This window comes from Pseudanabaena sp. UWO311 (assembly GCF_006937785.1).
Taxonomy (GTDB): domain Bacteria; phylum Cyanobacteriota; class Cyanobacteriia; order Pseudanabaenales; family Pseudanabaenaceae; genus Pseudanabaena.
Map to the genome: position 1 here is coordinate 122,553 of NZ_SJEE01000004.1, position 21,848 is coordinate 144,400.

The 21,848-nt window shown below is 41.1% G+C and carries 12 protein-coding genes; 7 read left to right on the forward strand and 5 right to left on the reverse strand.

The window, feature by feature from the left end; genetic code table 11:
- Window positions 1–243: 243 nt before the first annotated feature.
- From PseudUWO311_RS05275 to PseudUWO311_RS05290, 4 genes are all read right to left on the reverse strand, one after another.
- Window positions 244–2,061 (reverse strand): EAL domain-containing response regulator, encoded by a 1,818-nt coding sequence (locus PseudUWO311_RS05275; protein ID WP_142654162.1) that lies wholly within the window; start codon window positions 2,059–2,061, stop codon window positions 244–246.
- Between the two features lie 106 nt (window positions 2,062–2,167).
- A complete protein-coding gene (locus tag PseudUWO311_RS05280) occupies window positions 2,168–3,169 on the reverse strand; it encodes a diguanylate cyclase domain-containing protein (protein ID WP_142654163.1) in 1,002 nt (333 codons plus the stop codon).
- A gap of 74 nt (window positions 3,170–3,243) precedes the next feature.
- Entirely contained in the window at window positions 3,244–6,222 is a 2,979-nt protein-coding gene (locus PseudUWO311_RS05285) for an ATP-binding protein (RefSeq protein WP_223807447.1), read from the reverse strand.
- Window positions 6,223–6,240: 18 nt separating this feature from the next.
- Window positions 6,241–7,224, reverse strand: coding sequence for an ABC transporter substrate-binding protein (locus PseudUWO311_RS05290; protein ID WP_190303400.1), 984 nt, complete (start codon window positions 7,222–7,224; stop codon window positions 6,241–6,243).
- Between the two features lie 442 nt (window positions 7,225–7,666).
- Here PseudUWO311_RS05290 and PseudUWO311_RS05295 point away from each other — a divergent pair, with 442 nt between their 5' ends.
- The 7 genes from PseudUWO311_RS05295 to PseudUWO311_RS05325 all read left to right on the forward strand — a co-directional run bounded on the left by PseudUWO311_RS05295 (window position 7,667) and on the right by PseudUWO311_RS05325 (window position 20,524).
- Window positions 7,667–8,116, forward strand: a complete 450-nt coding sequence (locus PseudUWO311_RS05295) for a response regulator (protein ID WP_142654164.1) — start codon at window positions 7,667–7,669, stop codon at window positions 8,114–8,116.
- A 47-nt stretch (window positions 8,117–8,163) separates the two neighbouring features.
- On the forward strand, window positions 8,164–9,492 hold the full coding sequence (locus tag PseudUWO311_RS05300) for a sensor histidine kinase (protein ID WP_142654165.1): 1,329 nt from the start codon (window positions 8,164–8,166) through the stop codon (window positions 9,490–9,492).
- Window positions 9,493–9,557: 65 nt separating this feature from the next.
- The gene (locus tag PseudUWO311_RS05305; protein WP_142654166.1) at window positions 9,558–10,673 is read left to right on the forward strand and encodes a sensor histidine kinase; all 1,116 of its coding nucleotides are present in this window, start codon (window positions 9,558–9,560) and stop codon (window positions 10,671–10,673) included.
- A gap of 5 nt (window positions 10,674–10,678) precedes the next feature.
- Window positions 10,679–11,101 (forward strand): response regulator, encoded by a 423-nt coding sequence (locus tag PseudUWO311_RS05310; protein WP_142654167.1) that lies wholly within the window; start codon window positions 10,679–10,681, stop codon window positions 11,099–11,101.
- 10 nt (window positions 11,102–11,111) lie between these two features.
- The gene (locus tag PseudUWO311_RS05315) at window positions 11,112–15,182 is read left to right on the forward strand and encodes a PAS domain S-box protein (RefSeq protein ID WP_142654168.1); all 4,071 of its coding nucleotides are present in this window, start codon (window positions 11,112–11,114) and stop codon (window positions 15,180–15,182) included.
- Window positions 15,183–15,336: 154 nt separating this feature from the next.
- Entirely contained in the window at window positions 15,337–17,637 is a 2,301-nt protein-coding gene (locus PseudUWO311_RS05320) for an ATP-binding protein (protein WP_190303401.1), read from the forward strand.
- Window positions 17,638–17,932: 295 nt separating this feature from the next.
- Window positions 17,933–20,524, forward strand: coding sequence for an ATP-binding protein (locus PseudUWO311_RS05325; RefSeq protein WP_142654170.1), 2,592 nt, complete (start codon window positions 17,933–17,935; stop codon window positions 20,522–20,524).
- Window positions 20,525–20,704: 180 nt separating this feature from the next.
- On the opposite strand, the gene PseudUWO311_RS05330 is transcribed toward PseudUWO311_RS05325, so the two are convergent.
- On the reverse strand, window positions 20,705–21,841 hold the full coding sequence (locus PseudUWO311_RS05330; protein ID WP_142654171.1) for a hybrid sensor histidine kinase/response regulator: 1,137 nt from the start codon (window positions 21,839–21,841) through the stop codon (window positions 20,705–20,707).
- Between the last annotated feature and the right edge of the window lie 7 nt (window positions 21,842–21,848).

Genomic DNA, 21,848 nt, shown 5'->3' on the forward strand with positions numbered 1-21,848 from the left:
TGAAGCAGATATCCTGCGAACCTACGATCTAGGCGTGATACCAAAACACAAAAAGGCGTAGCCATTTTGTGTTTTAAAACCCTTACAGGGTTTGGTTTTTAATTCACAAAAGTATGGCAACACTTTTGTGAATTGGTATGAGTACTTTTATTGGTAAGCCCGTTCTGCTTGACTCGATGGTGCAAATCATGAAAATGAGGGGAACATATTGGTTTGAAATTGTAGAATTGCCCGATCGCGCTTCTAGGGAATAAATTTTGCTTCGATCTCTTGAACGGACAAGGGCTCAGAAAATAAATAACCTTGCCCGAATTGACATCCTAAGTCTCGCAGTATTTGCAACTGCCCTGATGTCTCAATACCTTCGGCAACAACGGCTAATCCTATTTGATTGCCTAAGGCGATGATGGTACGCACGATTTGGTAATTACGGCTTGCTTCTTGCATTTGATTGACAAAGGAGCGATCGATTTTCAAGTAATCCGCAGGTAAACGATGGATATAATTTAGCGATGAATAGCCTGTACCGAAATCATCAATACTAACTTGGATATTTCTGGCTTTAATTTGAGAGAGTAGATCGATTGTTTGGTTAATATCCGCAATTAACATACTCTCAGTAATTTCTAAAGTGATCGATTTTCCATCTAAGCCAGTTTTCGCCAATATGCGATCGATATCTGTCAGTAAGTTGGGGTTGCGAATATCCTGTGCCGATAGATTGATACTCATTTTTAGGTCGTGAGAACTCGCAAATTTTTCCTTCCATTTGATGAGTTGATGGCAAGCTTCGTGAAATATCCAACTATCAAGAGCGATAATTAATCCTGTTTCTTCAGCGATCACTACAAAATCCATAGGAGAAACCATGCCACGAGTTGGGTGTTGCCAACGGACTAAGGCTTCAAAACCAATTAAGCGATCGCCATTAAGGATGTCTATAATTGGCTGATAATAAACCATAAACTCTTGACGATCGATCGCATTACGCAAATCTGTTTCTAGAGTCAGTCGCTTAATCGCCTGATCGTGCATTTTGACATCAAAAATCTTGTAGGAATTGCGTCCCTGTGCCTTTGCTTTGTACATAGCGAGATCGGCATCACGGAGTAAATCTGTGGCTTGATGATAATTTTTATTGCCCAAGACAATGCCAATACTGACATTAATAAATATTTCACCGCCATTCAAAATTAATGGTATTTGAAAATCATTAAGAATGCATTCTGTAATCTTAATTACTTCATCAATATCGGCAATATATTCCAACAAAATGACAAACTCATCACCACCAAATCGAGCTACTAAATAAACATCCTCTAAATGAGCTTTTAGCTTTTCAGCAATGCTAATTAGCAGTTGATCGCCAATGATATGCCCCAAACTATCATTAACGATTTTAAATTGATCTAAATCTAGAAACAAAACTGCGTAACCATAGGAATCTAATTGATGCGATCGCTGAATTGCTAATTCAATCCGTTGCAACAACAGCCGTCGATTTGGTAAATCTGTAAGGACATCATGGAGCGCATTGTGCGTAATCATATCAGAAGCTGCTTTAAGTGCAGCAGTCCGCAACGACACTTGCCACTCTAGTTCGGCATTACGATTCTCTAATAACTCTCTCTTTTCTGCTTCTAAGGCAGTCTGGCGATCGAGGGATATTTGCAAAGCATCGTATTGTTGCTTTATTCTCAACATTGATTGTACCCTAGCCCTCAGTTCAAGAGCATTAAGAGGCTTGCTAATAAAATCATCAGCCCCTGCATTTAAGCATTGAGCAAGATCTTCTTTAGCGGTAAGGGCTGTGACCATAATGATCGGAATCGGTCTATATTTAGGAATGGCTTTGATGCGTTCGCAGACTTCGATACCATCCATATCGGGCATCATTACATCCAGTAAAATCAAATCTATCTCTAGGATTTTCAAAGATTCGAGTGTTTCCAGTCCACTAGATGCATAATTTAACTCATAGTCATATTCATTCAACAATGCTTCTATGACATCAAAGTTACCTGGCTCATCATCAACTATTAGAATGGATAGATTAGACATGAATTATTTAGATTATTAGACTATTGTTGTTGGGCTAAAACTTGTTTGATTGTATTTGCAAGTTGATTGAATTTGAAAGGTTAAATTAAATATTCAACGGTCAATATCATGAAATTGCTACCACATATCGATCGCGACCTTGATATTTAGCTTCATAAAGGGCCTTGTCAGACAGGGCAATTAAATGCTCTGATGATTTATCCGAAGTAGGAATCAAGCTAGAAAGCCCCATACTAATGGTGACGATTTCATTGATCTTGGAATCTTCGTGAGGAATATTTAGGTTGCGGATAGCCTCTTGGATGGACTCAGCAACTGCGATCGCACCATCTATCTCTGTATTGGGCAAAAGTACTATAAATTCTTCCCCTCCATAGCGAGCAAATAGATCGTCAGGGCGTTTGAGTTGTTTGGCGGCAGTTTGTGCAACTTGGATCAAGCAATCATCTCCAGAGAGATGCCCGTAGAAGTCGTTATAATTTTTAAAATAATCAATGTCGATCAAAATGAGGGAAAGCCATGTTTGTTCCCGCCTCAGACGTTGCCATTCTTTCTGTAGGCGATCGTCAAAACAACGACGATTGGATACCTGAGTTAAGCCATCAGTGTTGGCTCGCAAATATGCTTCTTCGGTTTGCCGCTCTAGTTCGGCATTACGATTCTCTAATAACGCTCTCTTTTCTGCCTCTAAGACTAACTGGCGATCGAGGGATATTTGCAAAGCATCGTATTGTTGCTTTATTCTCAACATTGATTGCACTCTAGCCCTCAGTTCAAGAGCATTAAGAGGCTTGCTAATAAAATCATCAGCCCCTGCATTTAAGCATTGAGCAAGATCTTCTTTGGCGGTAAGGGCTGTGACCATAATGATCGGAATCGGTCTATATTTAGGGATGGCTTTGATGTGTTCGCAGACTTCAATTCCATCCATCTCTGGCATCATTACATCCAGTAAAATCAAATCTATCTCTAGGATTTCTAAGGATTCGAGTGCCTCCTGTCCACTAGATGCATAATTTAATTCATAGTCATATTCACTTAAAAATGATTCTATGACATCAAAATTGCGCGGCTCATCATCAACGATTAAAATAGACTGACTATTCATGATTATTAGGTTAGGGTGCTACGATTTAAGATTTTTTGTGTCGAGGCTTCGCCTCGACACAAAAAATCGGTTATTTATTGCTTTTGGGCTAAAATTTGTTTGATTGTCGTGGCTAGGTGATTGAGTTTGACGGGTTTAGTTAAATATTCATTTGCACCAGCTTCTATGCATCGATCGCGATCGCCTGTCATCACCAATGCAGTTAAGGCAATAATGGGAATGTTCGCTAATTCAGGAATATTACTACCACGAATGATTTTGATCGCCTCTAGCCCGTCAATACGGGGCATTTGAATATCCATTAAGATTAAATCAGGTTGCATCGACCTTGCAAGATCGATCGCTTCTCGACCATCTTTAGCAAACAACAATTGATAGCCTCTGGCTTTGAGGTATCTAGAGATTGTCAGCTTATTTGCTTCATTATCTTCCGCGAGTAATAGGGTGGGCAGTCCCTCAGCAATACCATTGTCAGGGCTTGGCTCTAAAGGATTTGTAGGTTGATTGGTAAATATAGGCAATGGAATTGATATATTTTCGCAGGGAAGTGCGATCGTAAAACAACTGCCTACGCCCACCTCACTCGTGACACTGACCGTGCCTTTATGCATCTTCACAATGCTCTTAACTAACGCCAGCCCCAAGCCAGTGCCTGAGTTTTGACGATTGAGAGCGCCGTCAATTTGGACAAAGGGTTGAAATAATTTTTGCAGATTTTCTGGGGAAATGCCGATCCCTGTATCAGTTACAGCAAATCTAATTTCGCTCGTAATTTCGCTCGTAACTTCATTCGTGATTTTTGCTGGATTTTGCTGGAGGCTAACTGCCAATGACACCCTACCTCTTTCGGGAGTAAACTTAATTGCATTACTAAGTAGATTAATCAGAGCTTGGCGGATACGTCTCTCATCGATGAATAGTTCTGGTAAATTAGGTGCGATTTTTAATTCAAGATGAATGCGTTTTCGTAATGCTTGCTGCTTAACAAAGGGCAAACTCGATTGGCATAGTTCATTGATCGATGTTTGCGAACAATCGATCTCCACTTGTCCAGATTCTATTTTGGCAACATCCAGAATGTCATTAATCAATTCTAATAGATGTTTACCGCTGCTGGCAATTGTTTCTAACGACTCTTTCTGCTCCTCATTAATTGTACCAAAAACCTGCTCTTGCAAAGCTTCAGACATACCTAAGATCGCATTGAGGGGAGTTCGTAATTCATGGCTCATGTTGGCAAGGAATTCATCTTTAAGCCTCGTAGCGCGAGCTAGTTCTTGGTTGGTGATGGCAAGTTGTTGATTACTTTCTGTCAGTCGTGACTCGGCTTGTTGTCTTTCGGCTAATTCTTTTTGGATTTGTTGAAATAGATTGGCTTGCTGAATGGCGATCGCTAATTGATTGGCAATTTGCTGCACAAACTCGATTTCTGATTGATGCCAAGCTCGTGGCTCATGACATTGATGAATACAGAGCAGTCCCCATAGATCTTCGCCATTTAGTAATGGCACGACCAGATTAGCTCGAATCTGAAAGCTTTCTAAGAGTTCGCGATAACACCCTTTTATATTTGCCTGATTAATATCATCTAAAGATTGGATTCGACCCTTTTGGTAGTAGATGGTATGTTTTTCACCAAAGCAATGTTCATCGATGGAAATCGCCACAATTGAGGTAACTCCATCGATTAAGGATTCGGAGACAAATTCGCCTTGGGTATTATTAGATTTAGGCTCGAATCTCAGCACCCCCACGCGATCGGCATTCAGAAACTGCCTAATTTCTTCGGTAGCAGTGTTAAAGATCGTTACGAGATCTAGAGATTGACGAATTCGTTGGGTTATTTCCCTGAGTAACCTTTCTCCTTCTGCTTGTTGTTGAATTAATTTTTCGGCTTTGCGGCGATCGGTAATATCCCGAAAATACCAAATCCTGCCATAGTAAAAGTCTCCCGCTAATGACTTCACACTTGTTGAATAACAATCAAAAATATGTCCATCCTTCAGCACTACTTCATCAACGCTGCTGCTATGGGGATTTTCGTATAAGTGCTCGATTTTAGCGCAAAATATTTCGGGTTCGACTAAGTTGCTCAATAACCATTTCATGAATTCGCGATCGTCCCCTGTTTCAATAATATTCACAGGAATCTGCCAGAGGTCGCAAATACGCTGATTGTAAGAGACGATACTGCGATTTTCATCAACAATGGAAATGCCATCAATGGAGGCTTCAATCTGGGCTTGTAACACGGCATTTTGGCGCAGTAAAGTATTGGCATTGTCTTGAATTTTGCCTGCCATGCGATCGAAGGCGACAGAGATTTGAAATAATTCATCTGAGCCTGTTAGTCCTGCGCGTTCGTCTAGTTTTCCTTCCGCGAGGCTATTGCTCACCGCCACTAAACGTGAGACTCGCCTTGTGAGTGTAATTTCAAAAAAGAACCAAACTCCTAAGCAAAAGATTACTAAACTACTGCTAAAAAATAGAGATCGCTTTAAAGCATCATTAAACGCAATCTGTTTGGTGCGGGTTAAATCATATTCAAAGAATAGAACTCCCACTCTTGAGGACTGAATCTCATCGGGCTGCACTGGCAAAATGACAGGATACATCGCAATTAGTTTCGACCGATCCGCCGATATCAGCACATCTCCCGATAAATTTTTGCGTACCGCCCCAAATTTCTCGACATACTCAGCACCTCTTGTTTTTGCAATTGGTTCGTTTTTCAATTCATAAAGGTTAGAGAGATGCACAACATTGAGATCATCAATCAACATCACCAAATTAAGATTCGGATCGCTGCCAAGCTGACTAATAATCGTAATTTCGGCTTCTTCAATATTTGCTCTACGATACAAATAATCTAAGATTCTTGATGTCTGTCCTGCGGAAATTTGGACATAATTTTTTGTATTAATTTCTGTCTTTTGATAAGCCTGATTAATTTCCTGATTAAAAGAAGTTAAGCCCAACAAGCCCCCACAAAAGATTAAAATTGTAGGGATTGAAATCCTTAAAGAGATCGGAAAACTTGACAATCCTTTCATGGGAACCGTTGGATAAATTTAGATCTTCGCCTTCTTAATAAAACGGTCATCTAGAATACTAGCAGGATCGATAGTTTTGGGGAGTAATTTGTTGTCAACCATAATCTTTACTAGTTTAGTCATGCCATTAATCAGCACAGGATCGCTTTTATCAAGAAGTTTTTGATTTGCTTGTAAATTCGGTTGGCTGAGTCCTTTAAAGGCATTGAGGATTTGCTCAGGGGTGACTTTGGTACGCTTAGCCATCCGTGTTGCGGCATCTTGAGGATTTTTTTCAAAATAATCTAAGGCGCGAAATCGACCATCTACTAAAGCTTGAATCGCATCAGGAGAATTAGCGATCGCCTCCGTACTTACCGTCAATGTATCGACAATTTCCCCAGGAATCTGACTGCTATCAAACAACAATTTCGCGCCAGCCTCTAACAGCTTGATTCTCGCGGGTCCAAAAGTAACCACTGCATCTACTTTACCTTCTTTGTAAGCGCGTTCATGTTCCGTCAATTCCAACGACACGATTTGAATATCCTTGGTGGTCATGTCATTCTTTTCTAATGCACGGGCGATGAAGAAAGCGCCGAGTGCAGTTGATTCCACACCCACACGCTTCCCTTTGAGGGCTTTCATATCGGTGAATTCTGGCTTACCTAAGATCACATCACCGCCATTGGACACATCCATAATCGCGATAATCCGAATATTTTCTTGAGTCGCAGCGAGGACTAAGGCTTGATCGATTGATAGTCCTGCCCCCTCAATTTCTTTATTACGATAGGCGCGAACTTCCTCTGTGCCTGAAGGGTAATCAACTAAACGAATCAGTTTGTCGTTATAGTAGCCCAAGTCCCGCGCCAGATATAAAGTCTCATATCCCGTCCAGAGGTTCGAGCCGATGCGCAATGGTATGTTTGTTTCAGGAGTGCAATTCGTTAAGGCGATCGCCATAGTAACTGTCAACAGGCTCAGCATTGCATATTTTAGATTATGAGTAATTGCACTCATAAATCTACTGTGGATTTGTCTGAGCCATATATGGAATATGAAAAGAAATGATTTCATCTGATTTTTATGCGAACCTTTAAGGCTCTGAATGTTTTTTATAAATATTTTTATAAATATAAGACTTACGCAAAAATGCCTTGAAACCCTCATTTTATCGTAGGGGCAATTCATGAATTGCCCCTACATTTCGTCCTTTTGCGTAAGTCCTAAAATAGCTAAAATGTTTCTCGTTAATCATAGAAAAAGTTCATGATATTTGTGTCGAGTAATTAATACTGGTGTTACGTGGAAGGACTTCCTGTGATGGGGGAAGCTTGGGCTGCAAATTGTCGTAAAATTGTAGATAGACACAATGCTACATTAACAGCAGAAAGCGAACCCGAACAAAGCGCGACTATTATTTTTACTCTACCCATTCATAAACTCAAAGGAGAGCTTCATAATGCCTAACAAAGGAAAAAGTATTACCATTCTAGTTGCCGAAGATGATGAAGATGATCGTCTACTCATGCAAGATGCATTGGAAGAGAATCGCCTTGCCAATGACTTACATTTTGTTGGTGATGGGGTGGAATTGTTGGACTATCTAAATCGTCGAGGTGATTACACCGATCCTAAAAGCTCGCCTCGACCAAGTTTGATCCTACTGGATTTAAATATGCCTCGCAAGGACGGTAGAGAAGCTCTCAAAGAAATCAAGGCTGATCCCGATCTTCGCCAAATCCCTATCGTGGTACTCACAACCTCTAAAGCTGAAGAAGATATCTTGAGAACCTACGATCTGGGCGTAAGTTCTTTCATTGCTAAACCAGTTGTGTTTGACTCAATGGTGCAAATCATGAAGATGTTAGGGACTTACTGGTTTGAAATTGTCGAACTACCAACAAAATAATTTTAGTCAAGACTGCTAATTTATTAGGTGTTTGATAACAAATAATCATGAACCAAACTATAGAAAAAAACTCATTGTCTGACTGCGATATAGAATTGCAGAAACAATTGACTCAGGCAAACTTGCTAGCCTCAGTTTTACAGAAGGTTCGCAGTACGTTGGATCTAGAACATATTTTGAAGACGATTGTTGAAGAGGTAAGAGCCTTTCTCCAGACTGATCGTGTTGTAGTGTTTCAAGTGTTTAGTGATGGGACGAGCAAGGCTACAGCAGAGTCAGTGGGAGAGCCTTGGCGGAGTATTTTTGAGGAGGTGTTTCCTTCAGAGTCATTCCCCCCAAGTTGTTATGAAGGCTATCTAAAAGGCAAAATTGTTTTGATGCATGATCGCGATCAATATCCAATGATCGACTGTATGTATAAGATTTATGAAGACTTCCAAATCCGTGCAAAACTTGCTGTTCCGATAATAGTAGGAGATCTCCTGTGGGGGCTCGTACTCGCTCATCACTGTTCAGAGCCTCGCCACTGGGAAGAATGGGAAGTATCATTTATGCGTCAACTTGCAAGGCAATTAGAAATCCCGTTAGAGCAAGCAGAGCTTTTTCGGCGTTTACAAGAAGAGTTAGAAGAGCGCAAAAAAATTGAGGCGGAACTACGAGTCCTCACTGCAAAACTAGAACGCAGTAACGTTGAGCTTGAAAGCTTTGCCTATGTCTCCTCTCACGATTTACAAGAACCGCTCAGGAAGATTCAAGCGTTTGGCGATCGCCTCAAGAGTCGGAGTGGCAATAATCTTGATGAAAAGAGCCAAGACTATCTGCAACGAATGCTCAGTGCATCGAATCGCGCTCAATTATTGATCGAAAATCTACTGACATTTTCGCGAGTTACCACCAAAAAGCAACCTTTTTCTTTGGTCTCTCTACGCGAGATTGTTGATGGGGTGTTGTCTGACCTCGAAGTAAGGATCGAAAAGGTGGGGGCAACTGTCGAAATTGGTGAATTGCCGACAATATCAGCCGATCCTCCTCAAATGCGCCAGCTATTTCAAAATTTGATTGGCAATGCCCTCAAATTTAGCCGAGAAGGTGTGCCGCCTGTTGTCACCGTAAAAACGAAGATTGAAGGCGATCGCGCCATTATTGAAATTGCCGATAATGGTATTGGCTTTGATGAGCAATACCGCGATCGCATTTTTGAAGTGTTTCAGCGACTACATGGGCGCACTGAATACGAAGGTTCGGGCATTGGGTTATCTATTTGCCGCAAAATAGTCGAACGCCATAAAGGAACCATCATTCCCTATAGTCAGCCTGACTGTGGAGCAACCTTTGTGATTAACTTGCCTCTAACGCAGCCAGAACCCGAAGCTTAAACACTTGAGAAATGCTTTAGAAATGCTTTTACTAGAAAATATGTGATTGAGAAACATTCAAAACCATGGCTTTACAGATTTATCGAGTGCTACTTGTCGATGATGACGAAGATGATTATATTGTCGCCCGTGATTTTTTGAGCGAGGCTGAGCAAGCTGTATTTAAGCTAAATTGGGTTGATAATTTTCAAAAAGGCTTGCAAGAAATCACCAAGAATATATATGACGTATATCTAATTGATTTTCGGCTTGGCAAGGAAAACGGTTTGGAATTAATGAATGAGGCATTCAAACTCGGATGCCTCAAACCAATTATTTTGTTTACTGGTGTTGGAGACAGCGAAATTGATCGTCAAGCTATGGCATCTGGTGCTGCTGATTATTTAGTCAAGGGACGATTCTTAAGTGCAGTTTTGTTAGAACGAGCGATTTTGCATGCGATCGAGCGTAAAAGTGCCGAGATTCGCCAAATGGAGCTATTGTCAGAACTAGCGGCGGCAAATCAAGAACTCAAGGACTTTGCTTATATTGTCTCCCACGATCTTAAAGCTCCGCTGCGTGGGATCGCCTCACTCTCAGATTGGTTATTTAAGGACTATGGCGATCGCCTTGATGACGAAGGTCGCGAGATGTTGCAACTGATGAGTGGTAGGGTGCGCCGCATGAGCGACCTAATTGACGGAGTGCTGCAATATTCTCGTGTAGGGCGAGTGCGCGAAGACAAAACGATCGTAAATCTCAAAACCCTAGTTCATGATGTGATTGACGCGATCGCACCGCCATCGGGTATAAAAATTGAAATTGATACAGATTTGCCAACATTACTTGCCGAAAAACACCGTATGCATCAGGTGTTTCAAAATTTGCTGAGCAATGCTGTCAAATATATGGGTAAACTAGAAGGGGAGGTTCATGTTGGGCAAATAGAGGCTAATGGCTCCTGGCAATTTTATGTCAGTGATACAGGTATTGGCATTGAATCTAGACATTTTGATAAAGTGTTTCAGATTTTTCAAACTTTAGTGCCGCGTGATCAATCTGAAAGCACGGGGGTGGGATTAGCGATCGTCAAAAAAATTGTCGAAATTTATGGCGGTCAAACTTGGCTTTCATCTGAGGTTGGTAAGGGGAGTACGTTTTATTTCACCATGCCCATATCAGAAAATTCGGTTGAGGCTTAAAAATCATGAGAGACTTCGATCCGATTTTACTAGTTGAAGATGATCTGCTAGATATCATGACCCTCAAACGCGGGTTAAAGGACATCCATGCAAATAATCCTCTCTATATCAGAAATGATGGTGAGGCTGCTCTAGAGTTTTTGCGTGATCCTTGCAATCCTATTCCAGCATTGATTTTACTGGATTTGAATATGCCAAGGATGAATGGACTGGAGTTACTCAAAATTTTGAAGGCTGATCCCCGATGGTGCAAAATCCCTGTTGTCGTGTTGACAACATCGCAGGAAGAACAAGATCGACTCGCAAGTTTTGAGTCCAGTGCCGCAGGCTATATAGTCAAGCCACTTGAATATCCTGATTTTGTCGATAAACTGCTCGTGATTTATCAGTATTGGCGTTTAAGTGAAATTCCTAATTTAATTATCTAACTTATTTATTATGATTTCTCCAGCTGAATCATCAAAATCTGCTCAAATTAAAGTTTTACTTGTCGAAGACGATCAGATTGATCGCCTAGCTTTTACGAGAGGGGTAAAACAAGCTGGACTTCCCTATGAATATACAATCGCTAGTTCTCTGTCTGAAGCATTTACTATTCTAAATGATCGCATATTTGAGGTGGCAATTCTCGATTACAACTTGGGCGATGGTCTATCTAGTGAGTTATTCCCAATTTTAAGAGAGAAAAATTGTCCATTTATTATTTCCACTGGTAGTGGTGATGAGGAAACTGCTGCACGATTGATGAATGAGGGAGCTTCAGACTATTTAATCAAAGATCCTGACCGTCATTATCTTAAGGTTTTATCGGCAACAGTAAATAAGACTCTAGAACGTCACTCCAATAAGTCCCAGTTACATTTACTCAATCATGCTATCCAAAGTATCCAAGACAGTATCTACATCCTTGATGCCTATGGAAACTTACAATATATCAATAATACTTTAGCAAGTCTTAGTAACATCGATCTACAGGATGCGATTGGTCAACCAATTTCTATCTTAAAGCAACCACAACTTGAGGAATGGATCGCTCAATACAACTCCTGTCCAGTAACTGATAGAACCTTGGAAGGACAAATTATGCTGCGTAATGCTGATGGTGCATACTTCCAGGCATTGGTTTCAGAATCTTGTATTTATGAAGGCACAGATTTTCAGAGGGTTGGCTTAATTCGTGATGTAACTTCTCTAAAACAAGTCGAGTTTGACTTAAGAATTGCACAAGAAGGTTTGGAGCAAATTGTTGAGGAGCGCACAAGACAATTAAAACTGGCGATCGCGGAATTACGACAAGAAAATCAAGATCGCTTAAAAATCGAAGAGTCATTGCGTGCAACTCAGGATCAAATTCAGCAGCAACAGGAATTTTTTAGATTAGTCATTGATAGTAATCCCAATATGATATTTGTCAAAGATTGGGATGGTCGCTATCTCCTAGCCAATCAAACTATGGCTGAATTTTATAACACTACAGTTGAAAATCTGGTGGGTAAGGTAGATGCAGACTTCCACCCCAACGTTACAGATGCAGAGCGTTTTCTTCAAGAAAATCGCCAGATAATTACAACCCAACAAGAGTTGTTTCTGCCCGAAGAGAAAATACCTCACGTAGAACTTGGTTCCCAATGGCTACAGTGGCAAAAGCGTCCCATTAAAATATTTGGCGATACTGATGGCGTTTTGGGAGTTGGCGTAAATATTTCGGCTCGAAAACAGATCGAGATTTCCTTGAGTGAGAGTCAGCAACGCTTTGAGTCTCTAGCCGCAGTTGCACCTGTGGGAATTTATCGCACTAATATCAATGGTGACGCGATCTACCTCAACGATCGCTGGTGTGAGATCGCAGGTTTGACCGCAGCAGAAGCGTTTGGACCTAACTGGGTGAGAGCTTTGCATCCTGAAGATCGCGAAAAAGTTGGCGCAGAATGGTATGCCTCCGTACGAGAGAATCGCCCGTTTGAGCTTGAATGCCGTTTTCAAAAGCCCGATGGCACTGCAACTTGGGTACTTTCGCGAGCCAATGCCGAACATGATATCTATGGCGAAATTATTGGCTATGTGGGGACGATTACCGATATTAGCGATCGCAAACTTGCCGAAGCAGAACTCAAAGAACTTAACGCCACCCTTGAGGCTAGGGTGGAAAGCAGAACCCAAGAACTACAAGAGAGGGAAGAGCAACTTCGGGATTTCTTTGACAATGCTACTGATTTAATCCAAAGTGTGACTCCAGAAGGACGCTTTTTGTTTGTAAATCGAGCATGGAAAGAAACTTTGGGTTATAGCGAAGTCGATCTAGAAAATTTATCGATTTTTCAAATCATCCACCCAGAAGACCTTGATCATTGTCAGATTGCGATGCAAAATCTATTTGCTGGGGAGCAATGTATAGGCATCGAAACTAGATTTATAACTAAAAATGGTCGAGCGATCATTGTTGAAGGTAATGTAAATTGTCAGCTAAAAGATGGCATACCAATCGCCACAAGAGGAATCTTTAGAGATGTCACAGAACGAAAACAAGCTCAAAAAGCATTAGAAGAATCGCAAAGACTACTACAAACCGTCCTTGATTCCTTCCCCTTAGCAGTATTTTGGAAAGATCGCCAATCAGTTCTATTGGGCTGCAACCAACTTTTTGCTCAAACAACTGGAGTGGGTGAGCCTGTGGAAGCTATCGGCAAAACTGACTTTGACTTTTCCTCCACTGAAGAGGAGGCTCTTAAATATATCAAAGATGATCGAGCCGTAATGGGGTCTGGACTCTCGAAGATCGGCATTCAAGAAACGATTACCTTACCCAATGGTCAAATAAACTGGATCGAAACCAATAAAATCCCTCTGCGAGATGCATCGGGAGAGGTTGTTGGTATAGTCGGTACGTTTCAGGACATCACCGATCGCAAGCTTGCCGAGGAATCCCTAGCTGAGAGTGAAGCATTTAATCGCCAATTAGTCGAAGAATTTCCGATTGGGTTAGCTAGCTGTCGAATGGATGGACAATTAGTGTTTGTCAATACAGCTTTTGCCAAAATATTAGGACGCACGGTTGAGGAAACTCTGTCTCTAAGTTATTGGGATATCACACCTAGTAAGTATGCCGAGCAAGAAGCCGAGCAAGTTCAATTAATTCAAACTCAAGGTCGTTATGGCCCCTATGAAAAAGAATACATTCATAAAGATGGATACCTTGTGCCAGTTCTTTTATCAGGATTAATGATTCTTCAGAATGGAGAAATTTTGATTTGGTCTAGTGTTCAAGATATTAGCGATCGCAAACAAGCTGAGGCACAGTTACAGCTAGCTAACGAAGAGCTAATGCGAGCTACTCGCCTCAAAGATGAGTTTCTCGCCAATATGAGCCATGAGCTGCGCACACCACTCAATTCTATTTTGGGAATGACTGAGATACTCCAAGAAGAAATATTTGGCAGTATTAATGAGCGACAGCTCAAGTCATTGCAGACTATCGAGCATAGTAGTACGCATCTTTTAGCATTGATCAATGACATTCTTGATGTCGCAAAAATTGAATCTGGACAGGTTACCTTAGATTTATCCTCTACTAGTATAGAGAGCTTATGTAAATCTAGTTTGTCATTTATCAAGCAGCAAGCACTGACAAAAAGAATTCAGCTAACACTGAGAGTTCCTAAGAATTTGCCAGAAATATTGCTAGATGAGCGTCGCATTCGTCAAGTCTTAATCAATCTTCTAAATAATGCCGTTAAATTTACTCTGGAGGGAGGAACAATTACTTTAGAAGTAGCACAAGTTAAACTGGATATAGGTGCAACTAATCTAACCACTCAAAATTATTTGAAAATATCTGTGATTGACACAGGTATAGGCATCTCAGCCGAGAATATCCAGAAACTATTTCAGCCATTTGTCCAAATTGATAGTGCGTTGAACCGTCAATATACTGGCACTGGTTTGGGTCTGGCTCTAGTCAAAAGGATTGTCGAACTTCACGGAGGCAGCATAGAACTCACTAGCGAATTGGGGGTCGGGAGTCGCTTTGTGATTAATCTTCCATTTAATACTGGAGCTCCTATCCTCGAAGTCCAAACTGAGTACGACTTGACAGATCAATCTCGGACATCTCAAAGTCAGCCTGAGAGCCTAAGCTCACCCTTAATCTTGATTGCAGAAGATAACGAAGCTAATATCGGTACATTCTCTAGCTACTTAACAGCTAAAGGCTACCGCCTTGTATTTGCTACAGATGGACAACAGGCGATCGATCGTACAAAAGAGCATCATCCTGACTTGATTTTGATGGATATCCAGATGCCAGTTATTGATGGATTAACGGCAATCAAGCAAATTCGCCTCGATCCTAATCTGGCTGATATTCCCATTATTGCTCTGACTGCTCTTGCCATGGCTGGCGATCGCGAAAAATGTCTGGATGCTGGAGCAAATGAATATCTGACAAAACCCGTCAAGCTTAAGCAATTGGCTACTAGTATTCAACAAGTTTTAAATGCAGAGAAAAAATAATGTGTAATTTTTTGGGTTCGTTCTAGCCTTAATATTTTTAGCCTTGATATGGATATATATGAGAAAAAGTTTATCTAAAAAGAAGTCCATCAATTCATTTAAGTTAGGAGAATTTGGGATTTCTTCTATTGGTACGCGATTATTTTTATCAATAATGACACCTGTTACTATCGGATTAGCTGGATTAGGGACTCTATTTTATTTTAATTTGGAAGCTGACAAGCTACACCATTTAACTATGGAAGCTCATCTCAAAGTTCAAGATATAGATACTGAGCTTCGTAACAGTGAGGTTTTTTTAAAGAGTTTAGCCGTAGCAACTATCAATTTACAAAATAACGGGGTGCGATCGCCATCTGCTTACGACCAACTAGTTCTATCATATATGTCTGCTCGTCCCAAACTGATTACTGGCTTTGGCGTGATGCAGACTCCAAATGGCTTGGTAGATCGCCAGTGGTTTGGATCTTATATCGAAGAGACACAACCAAATCGAGGTGTTAAACTTCCCGAATATGCCAATTATAGTCTGGTGGAACTTTGGCAAGTCGATAAATATCATGAATTGCAATATTATACCGATGCTGTCAAGGAGAACAAGTTTTTTTGGTCAAAGCCATATATCAATGAAGTTTATCCCGTTCCATTGGTGACATTTGCGGGTCCCATTCGCGATCGCAATGGGAATTTAATTGGAATTGTGAATGGTGATATTAACATTAGAGATCTTAATCTTAACGAGCAAAGCAAGTCCAAGGAAGGTGGATATTCAGTGTTTGTCACTCAAGAAGGAATACTCTTAAGCTATGCTCCTGACCCTAACAAAGCATCTCAACTAGAAAATATTGCATCAATCCCCTCATATAAAGGTGTTTGGGATGAGATTCAACATGCATTAGCTCAAGGGAAATCTCAAGGATTTATCGAGTCAACTGCGACACAAAGTTACTGGGTTTATGAGAGAGTGCCTAGTAGTCAATGGGTGATGCTGCAATCTATTCCCTATGGTACGGTTATCAAGCCTGCGCTCTTGCTATCCATCAGTGCCACTCTATCGACAGCGATAGTCTTGGCTTTTGTTGTGATGCTATTTATCCGTTATCTAAACCGTCGATTGCAACCAATTTTAGAAGCCTGCGACGAGACATGCACAGAAAGTAGTGTGCAGATTAAATCCAAAGATGAAATTGGTCGTTTATCAACGTCCTTCTTCAATATGATGGAGCGCCAAGAGAATCTTTTGCAGCAATTGCAACAGGCCAATGTCCAATTAATTGAGTCTCATCGACTGAAGGATAGTTTTTTGGCAAATATGAGTCATGAATTGCGGACTCCGCTCAATGCTATTTTGGGCATGACAGAAGGACTGCAAGATAGCGTGTTTGGCACAGTGAATGAACGCCAACTTAACGCATTGCAAATTGTCGAAAGTAGCGGTAACCATCTTCTCGAATTGATTAACGACATTTTGGACTTGGCAAAAATTGAGTCTGGACAGATTGAGCTGGATTTTGCGATCGCTTCACTCCCTCTGATAGCTAAATCAAGTTTGGAATTTGTGAAGCAGCAAGCCCTAAAAAAACAAATTCAAATAGCAATCAAACTTGCGCCTAACCTCCCTAACCTGCTAATAGATGAACGACGTATTCGTCAAGCATTAATCAATCTGCTCAGTAATGCAGTTAAATTTACGCCGACTGGAGGGTCTGTCATCTTAGAGGTCACGCAATTACCTTCTAGTCTGAATAAAACAATAGAAACAACACAAGACCATCTACAAATTACTGTAAGCGATACTGGTATAGGCATCACGCCAGAGAATATTCAGAAACTATTTCAGCCATTTACTCAAATCGATAGTGCCTTAAATCGGCAATTTGAAGGAACGGGATTGGGGCTAGCCTTGGTAAAGCGCATTGTCGAACTTCATGGTGGCTATGTGGGTTTAACTAGCGAACTGGGTGTGGGCAGTTGCTTTACAATCCTGCTACCTTGTCCACCTCTCTCAACCTCTCAAATTGCAATGGTCACAGAAAATCTGCCAGTTAAGACTTCAGAACTGGAACTCTCAAACACTGATAAAGATATCAGGCAAGATTTTCTGATATTGGTTGTAGATGATGATGATGTCAATTCTATGACGGTTTCGAGCTATCTTAAAGCTAAGGGTTATCGAATTCTCTTAGCAAAAGATGGACAAGAAGCGATCGCCCTTACTAAAGCCCATAAACCTGACCTGATTTTGATGGATATTCAAATGCCAGTCATGGACGGTTTAGAGGCAACTCGGCAGATCCGTCTCGATCCTAATCTGGTGGATATTCCAATTATTGCACTGACGGCTCTAGCGATGGCAGGCGATCGCGAAGAATGTCTGTCAGTAGGAGCGAATGAATATCTAACAAAACCAGTTAAGCTGAAAGAGCTTGTTGTCACGATCAAAAGCTTATTGTAGTTATATGAAGCCCCAATTGGGTAGTCCTACAAAGGAAAAGATTTGTAAAGGTAAGGATGTGCAGCGCTTTGCACCGCACATCCTTACCTTTTTAGGACTAAGCAATTTTCATAATGAGAATTGCTTAGTTATTGCTTAGTTGATAAATCTTTAAACAGCTTTTTAGGATTTGAGAGATAATATATATTATTAGATCAGCAATTCTCATTAAAAACCTAAAAATCCAAGATCCGATTTTTAGGTTTTTAATGAGAATTGCTGTTACTGAATTGAAGTTAATATATGGGATTTCGTTGTGCTCCAACCCTATACTCCCAATTTATTAGAACAATCGATCGCCCATAACCTACTGATTGTCGAAGCTGATGCTCTTGTACGTGATGTGGTTAAGTTGATTGCTCAAGCGCAAGCAATTGATGTAATGCAAGCTGAGCAGTGGGGGGGAGAGAGCGAGTCCTTTCAAAGTTGCGTATCCTGTGTTTTGGTTGTTGCTGAGTCTCAACTAGTCGGGATCGTGACTCAATCTGACTTAATTCGATTAATAGCTAAGGACTCAGACATTAATCAAATTAAGGTGTCGGCTGTAATGACTCAACCTGTTAGGTCATTAGCGCTAAAAGATTTTCAGGATGTGGAAACACCTCGTAATTTGTTTTATCAACATCACTTTAGTCATTTACCATTGGTCGATGAACATAACTATCCAGTCGGATTAGTTACCCTGCGATCGCTGCTAACACTAGATAGCAAAGTGCGATCGCATCAGCAAAGTCAAACACATCAGATTGAACATGAATCATTGTTAACAGCGATCGCCAATCGGATAAATGCATCCCTTGACTTGCAAGTTATTCTTGACACAACAGTTGCGGAAATACGTCAATTTCTGAATACTGATCGCGTCATTGCTTATAAATTTGAGCCAGATTGGAGCGGAGTCGTTGTTGCTGAATCAGTTACTCAGAGTTGCAATTCCCTCCTAGGTAGAGTTCTCATCGATCCGTACTTTAGCGAGGCGATGGTGGAACCTTACAAAAATGGACGCATTCAGGTAACAGATAATATTTATTTAGGGCTGACGGAATGCCATACCAATTTTTTAGAGGATATTCAGGTAAAGGCGCTCATTGTCGTCCCAATTCTCCAAGAAGGACAGCTTTGGGGATTATTAGCAGCACAGGAATGTTTGCGATCGCGGTTTTGGGATCGGTCATCAGTAACATTACTTCAGCAGTTGGCAACGCACGTTGGCATTGCGATCCGACAAGCACATACAACGGCGCAGATGCGACAGCTCAATCAGGAACTAGAGAATAAAATACTAGAGAGAACAAAAGCACTAATAACCAGTGAAACCCGTCTAAATCTGATTGTCTCAAATGTATCTGATGGCATATTGATCGTCGATCAATATGGGAAAATAGTGTTTGCAAATCCAGCAGCAGCAAAAATATTTGATCTATCAATCGCGGAAATTATTGGTCAGAGCATTGGCATACCGAACTCACTGAGTAGACAATTTGAAATCAATCACCTCAAGAAAGACGGCAAAATAGGAGCAAGCGTTCTGCAATTTGTACTGATTGAGTGGAATAATCATCCTGCATATTTAATATCGCTACATGATATTACGGAACGTCAGGAAGCAGAAGCTAAGCTGAGTGAGAGCAATCAACAACTGGAGATATCTAATCAAGAACTCGCTCGTGCTACTCGACTTAAAGACGAATTCCTTGCTAATATGAGTCACGAACTCCGTACTCCTCTCAATGCCATTTTAGGTATGACCGAAGGACTACAGGAGGGTGTTTTTGGTGCAGTAAATGAAAAACAGATTAAAGCATTACAAACTGTGGAACGCAGCGGTTCGCATCTATTATCGCTAATTAACGATATCCTCGATGTTGCCAAAATTGAATCGGGTCAGATCGAGCTAGACTACACACTCACTGATGTAGCTGCTCTTTGCCAATCTAGTCTTGCCTTCATCAAACAACAATCTGTGAAAAAGCGCATCCAACTGGAGATTAAACTACCGCAACAGCTTTCAGAACTATTAATTGACGAGAGGCGGATACGTCAAGTATTGATTAATCTACTTAATAATGCGGTTAAATTCACTTTAGAGGAAGGACGGATTACACTAGAAGTCACGCAGCTACCTACCGATATTGAGCATCTCGATTTCTCTACGCCACAATTTATCCGCATCGCCGTGATCGATACTGGTATTGGTATTGCACCAGAAAATATCTCCAAGTTATTTCAGCCATTCATCCAAATTGATAGCGCCTTAAATCGCCAATATGCTGGTACAGGATTGGGTTTGTCGCTCGTAAAACGTATCGTAGAACTCCATGGTGGAAAGGTTTCATTAACGAGTGAGCTGGGAGTCGGCAGTTGTTTTGCGATCGATTTACCCTGCAATTCTTCTTCTCCGATCCCTCTATCTCTCCCAGATATAAATACTTCAGACCTAGAGGCTCTAATTTCCACAACAACTCGCAAAAAATCGCATCTAATTCTATTAGCAGAAGATAATGAAGCTAATATCAGTACATTTTCTAGCTATCTAGAAGCTAAGGGTTATCGAACGCTCTTGGCAAGCAATGGACGGGAGGCGATCGCCCTTGCTAAAGTCCATAAACCTGACTTGATTTTGATGGATATTCAAATGCCAGTCATGGATGGCTTAGAAGCAATCCAGCATATCCGTCTCGATCCTAATTTGGTTGATATTCCAATTATTGCGCTGACAGCTTTGGCGATGACAGGCGATCGCGAAAGATTCCTTGAAGTTGGAGCTAGTGATTATTTAGCTAAGCCAGTTAAGCTAAAGTCTTTAGATCAAATGATTCAAACATTGTTGAATAGAGCATCTCCTTGACTGGAGTATAGAAAGCATTATTTTTCTAAATGACTCCCTCAATTATCCATGCTTCTATAGCAACGCAAGAGATAGATAGGACAAATCAAAACCCAAGTAAGTGAAGGCGGCACTTCGTGCCGCCTTCACTTACTTGGGTTTTATATCCTAAGCAAACCTTACATTGCTATAGATTCTTGGCTAGCCGCGAGCGATCGGCAGTGTCAGATGTACCTTAGTTTCATACTGATAGACACTCGTAATCCAAAATTGTCCTCCAGTTAGTTCGACAATTTTTCGGGAGATGGTTAAGCCAAGCCCAGTTCCCTGTTGCTCGTAAGTCTCGCGCTCAAACTGAATAAAGGCATCAATTTTAGCAATTTGATCTTCGGTCATGCCTCGACCTAAGTCCAATACGGATAACTTCAGCATATCCCCCTCGATTTGACTGCTAACTGTAATGGATGTCCCTGAAGTGGAGAATTTCAAAGCATTATCGACTAATTCATACAAAAGTGTGGATAGATATTGCTCTGATAGCATGATCTCGGCATCCTCAAGCGAAAATACTAGGTCGTTACTACGGTTGGCACTCTGAGCCTGCGATCGCAATGTCGTTTCAATGGCGGTACTAGAGAATTTAGTTCGCATTGGTTTAACAGGATATTGCTTACTTACGAATGCTTCCAACTCAAAATAAACAAGTAATCTCTTTGTTAGCATTTCTATACGACAAGCGGATTGCTCTACCAAGTCCAGCATTTCAAGGGCTGGAGCTATCTCCTCCATATCTTTGAGAAAGTCTTTGATTAACTCGATCGGAGCGATGATGCCATAGAGGGGGGTATTTAATTCGTGGGATAGGTTTGAGGCTAAGTTTCCACGCAGCGCTCCGAGAGAAATTTTTAAGGTGTCGATCGTATTTTCTTGAATCTGCGATAAGGACTGAATCTTGTCAAACTGCTTTTTGATTCTAAGCATTGACTTAACGCGGGCGCGTAACTCCTCAGGATTGACAGGCTTGCTGATGAAGTCATCGGCTCCAGCATCTAAACATTTGGCAAGGTCTGATTTGGAACTTAAGGCTGTCACCATCACGATGGGAATTGCTTGCCATTTTGGCATGGCTTTGAGTTGCTTACAGACGGTAATACCATCGATTTCAGGCATCATCACATCCAGCAAAATTAGATCGGGATTGTAGATATCTAGGGATGAAAGAGCTTGTTGACCGCTGGAAGCATAATGTATCTGATAGTCACAATCGCTTAATTGGGCAGCAATCACTGCAAAATTATTTGGTTCGTCGTCAACGATCAAAATTGAGGGTGCGTTCATATTTTCT

Coding starts and splice junctions, on each gene's coding strand:
- PseudUWO311_RS05275 (WP_142654162.1), bottom strand. CDS start 2,061: ATGTCTAATCTATCCATTCTAATAGTTGATGATGAGCCAGGTAACTTT.
- PseudUWO311_RS05280 (WP_142654163.1), bottom strand. CDS start 3,169: ATGAATAGTCAGTCTATTTTAATCGTTGATGATGAGCCGCGCAATTTT.
- PseudUWO311_RS05285 (WP_223807447.1), bottom strand. CDS start 6,222: ATGAAAGGATTGTCAAGTTTTCCGATCTCTTTAAGGATTTCAATCCCT.
- PseudUWO311_RS05290 (WP_190303400.1), bottom strand. CDS start 7,224: ATGAGTGCAATTACTCATAATCTAAAATATGCAATGCTGAGCCTGTTG.
- PseudUWO311_RS05295 (WP_142654164.1), top strand. CDS start 7,667: ATGCCTAACAAAGGAAAAAGTATTACCATTCTAGTTGCCGAAGATGAT.
- PseudUWO311_RS05300 (WP_142654165.1), top strand. CDS start 8,164: ATGAACCAAACTATAGAAAAAAACTCATTGTCTGACTGCGATATAGAA.
- PseudUWO311_RS05305 (WP_142654166.1), top strand. CDS start 9,558: ATGGCTTTACAGATTTATCGAGTGCTACTTGTCGATGATGACGAAGAT.
- PseudUWO311_RS05310 (WP_142654167.1), top strand. CDS start 10,679: ATGAGAGACTTCGATCCGATTTTACTAGTTGAAGATGATCTGCTAGAT.
- PseudUWO311_RS05315 (WP_142654168.1), top strand. CDS start 11,112: ATGATTTCTCCAGCTGAATCATCAAAATCTGCTCAAATTAAAGTTTTA.
- PseudUWO311_RS05320 (WP_190303401.1), top strand. CDS start 15,337: ATGACACCTGTTACTATCGGATTAGCTGGATTAGGGACTCTATTTTAT.
- PseudUWO311_RS05330 (WP_142654171.1), bottom strand. CDS start 21,841: ATGAACGCACCCTCAATTTTGATCGTTGACGACGAACCAAATAATTTT.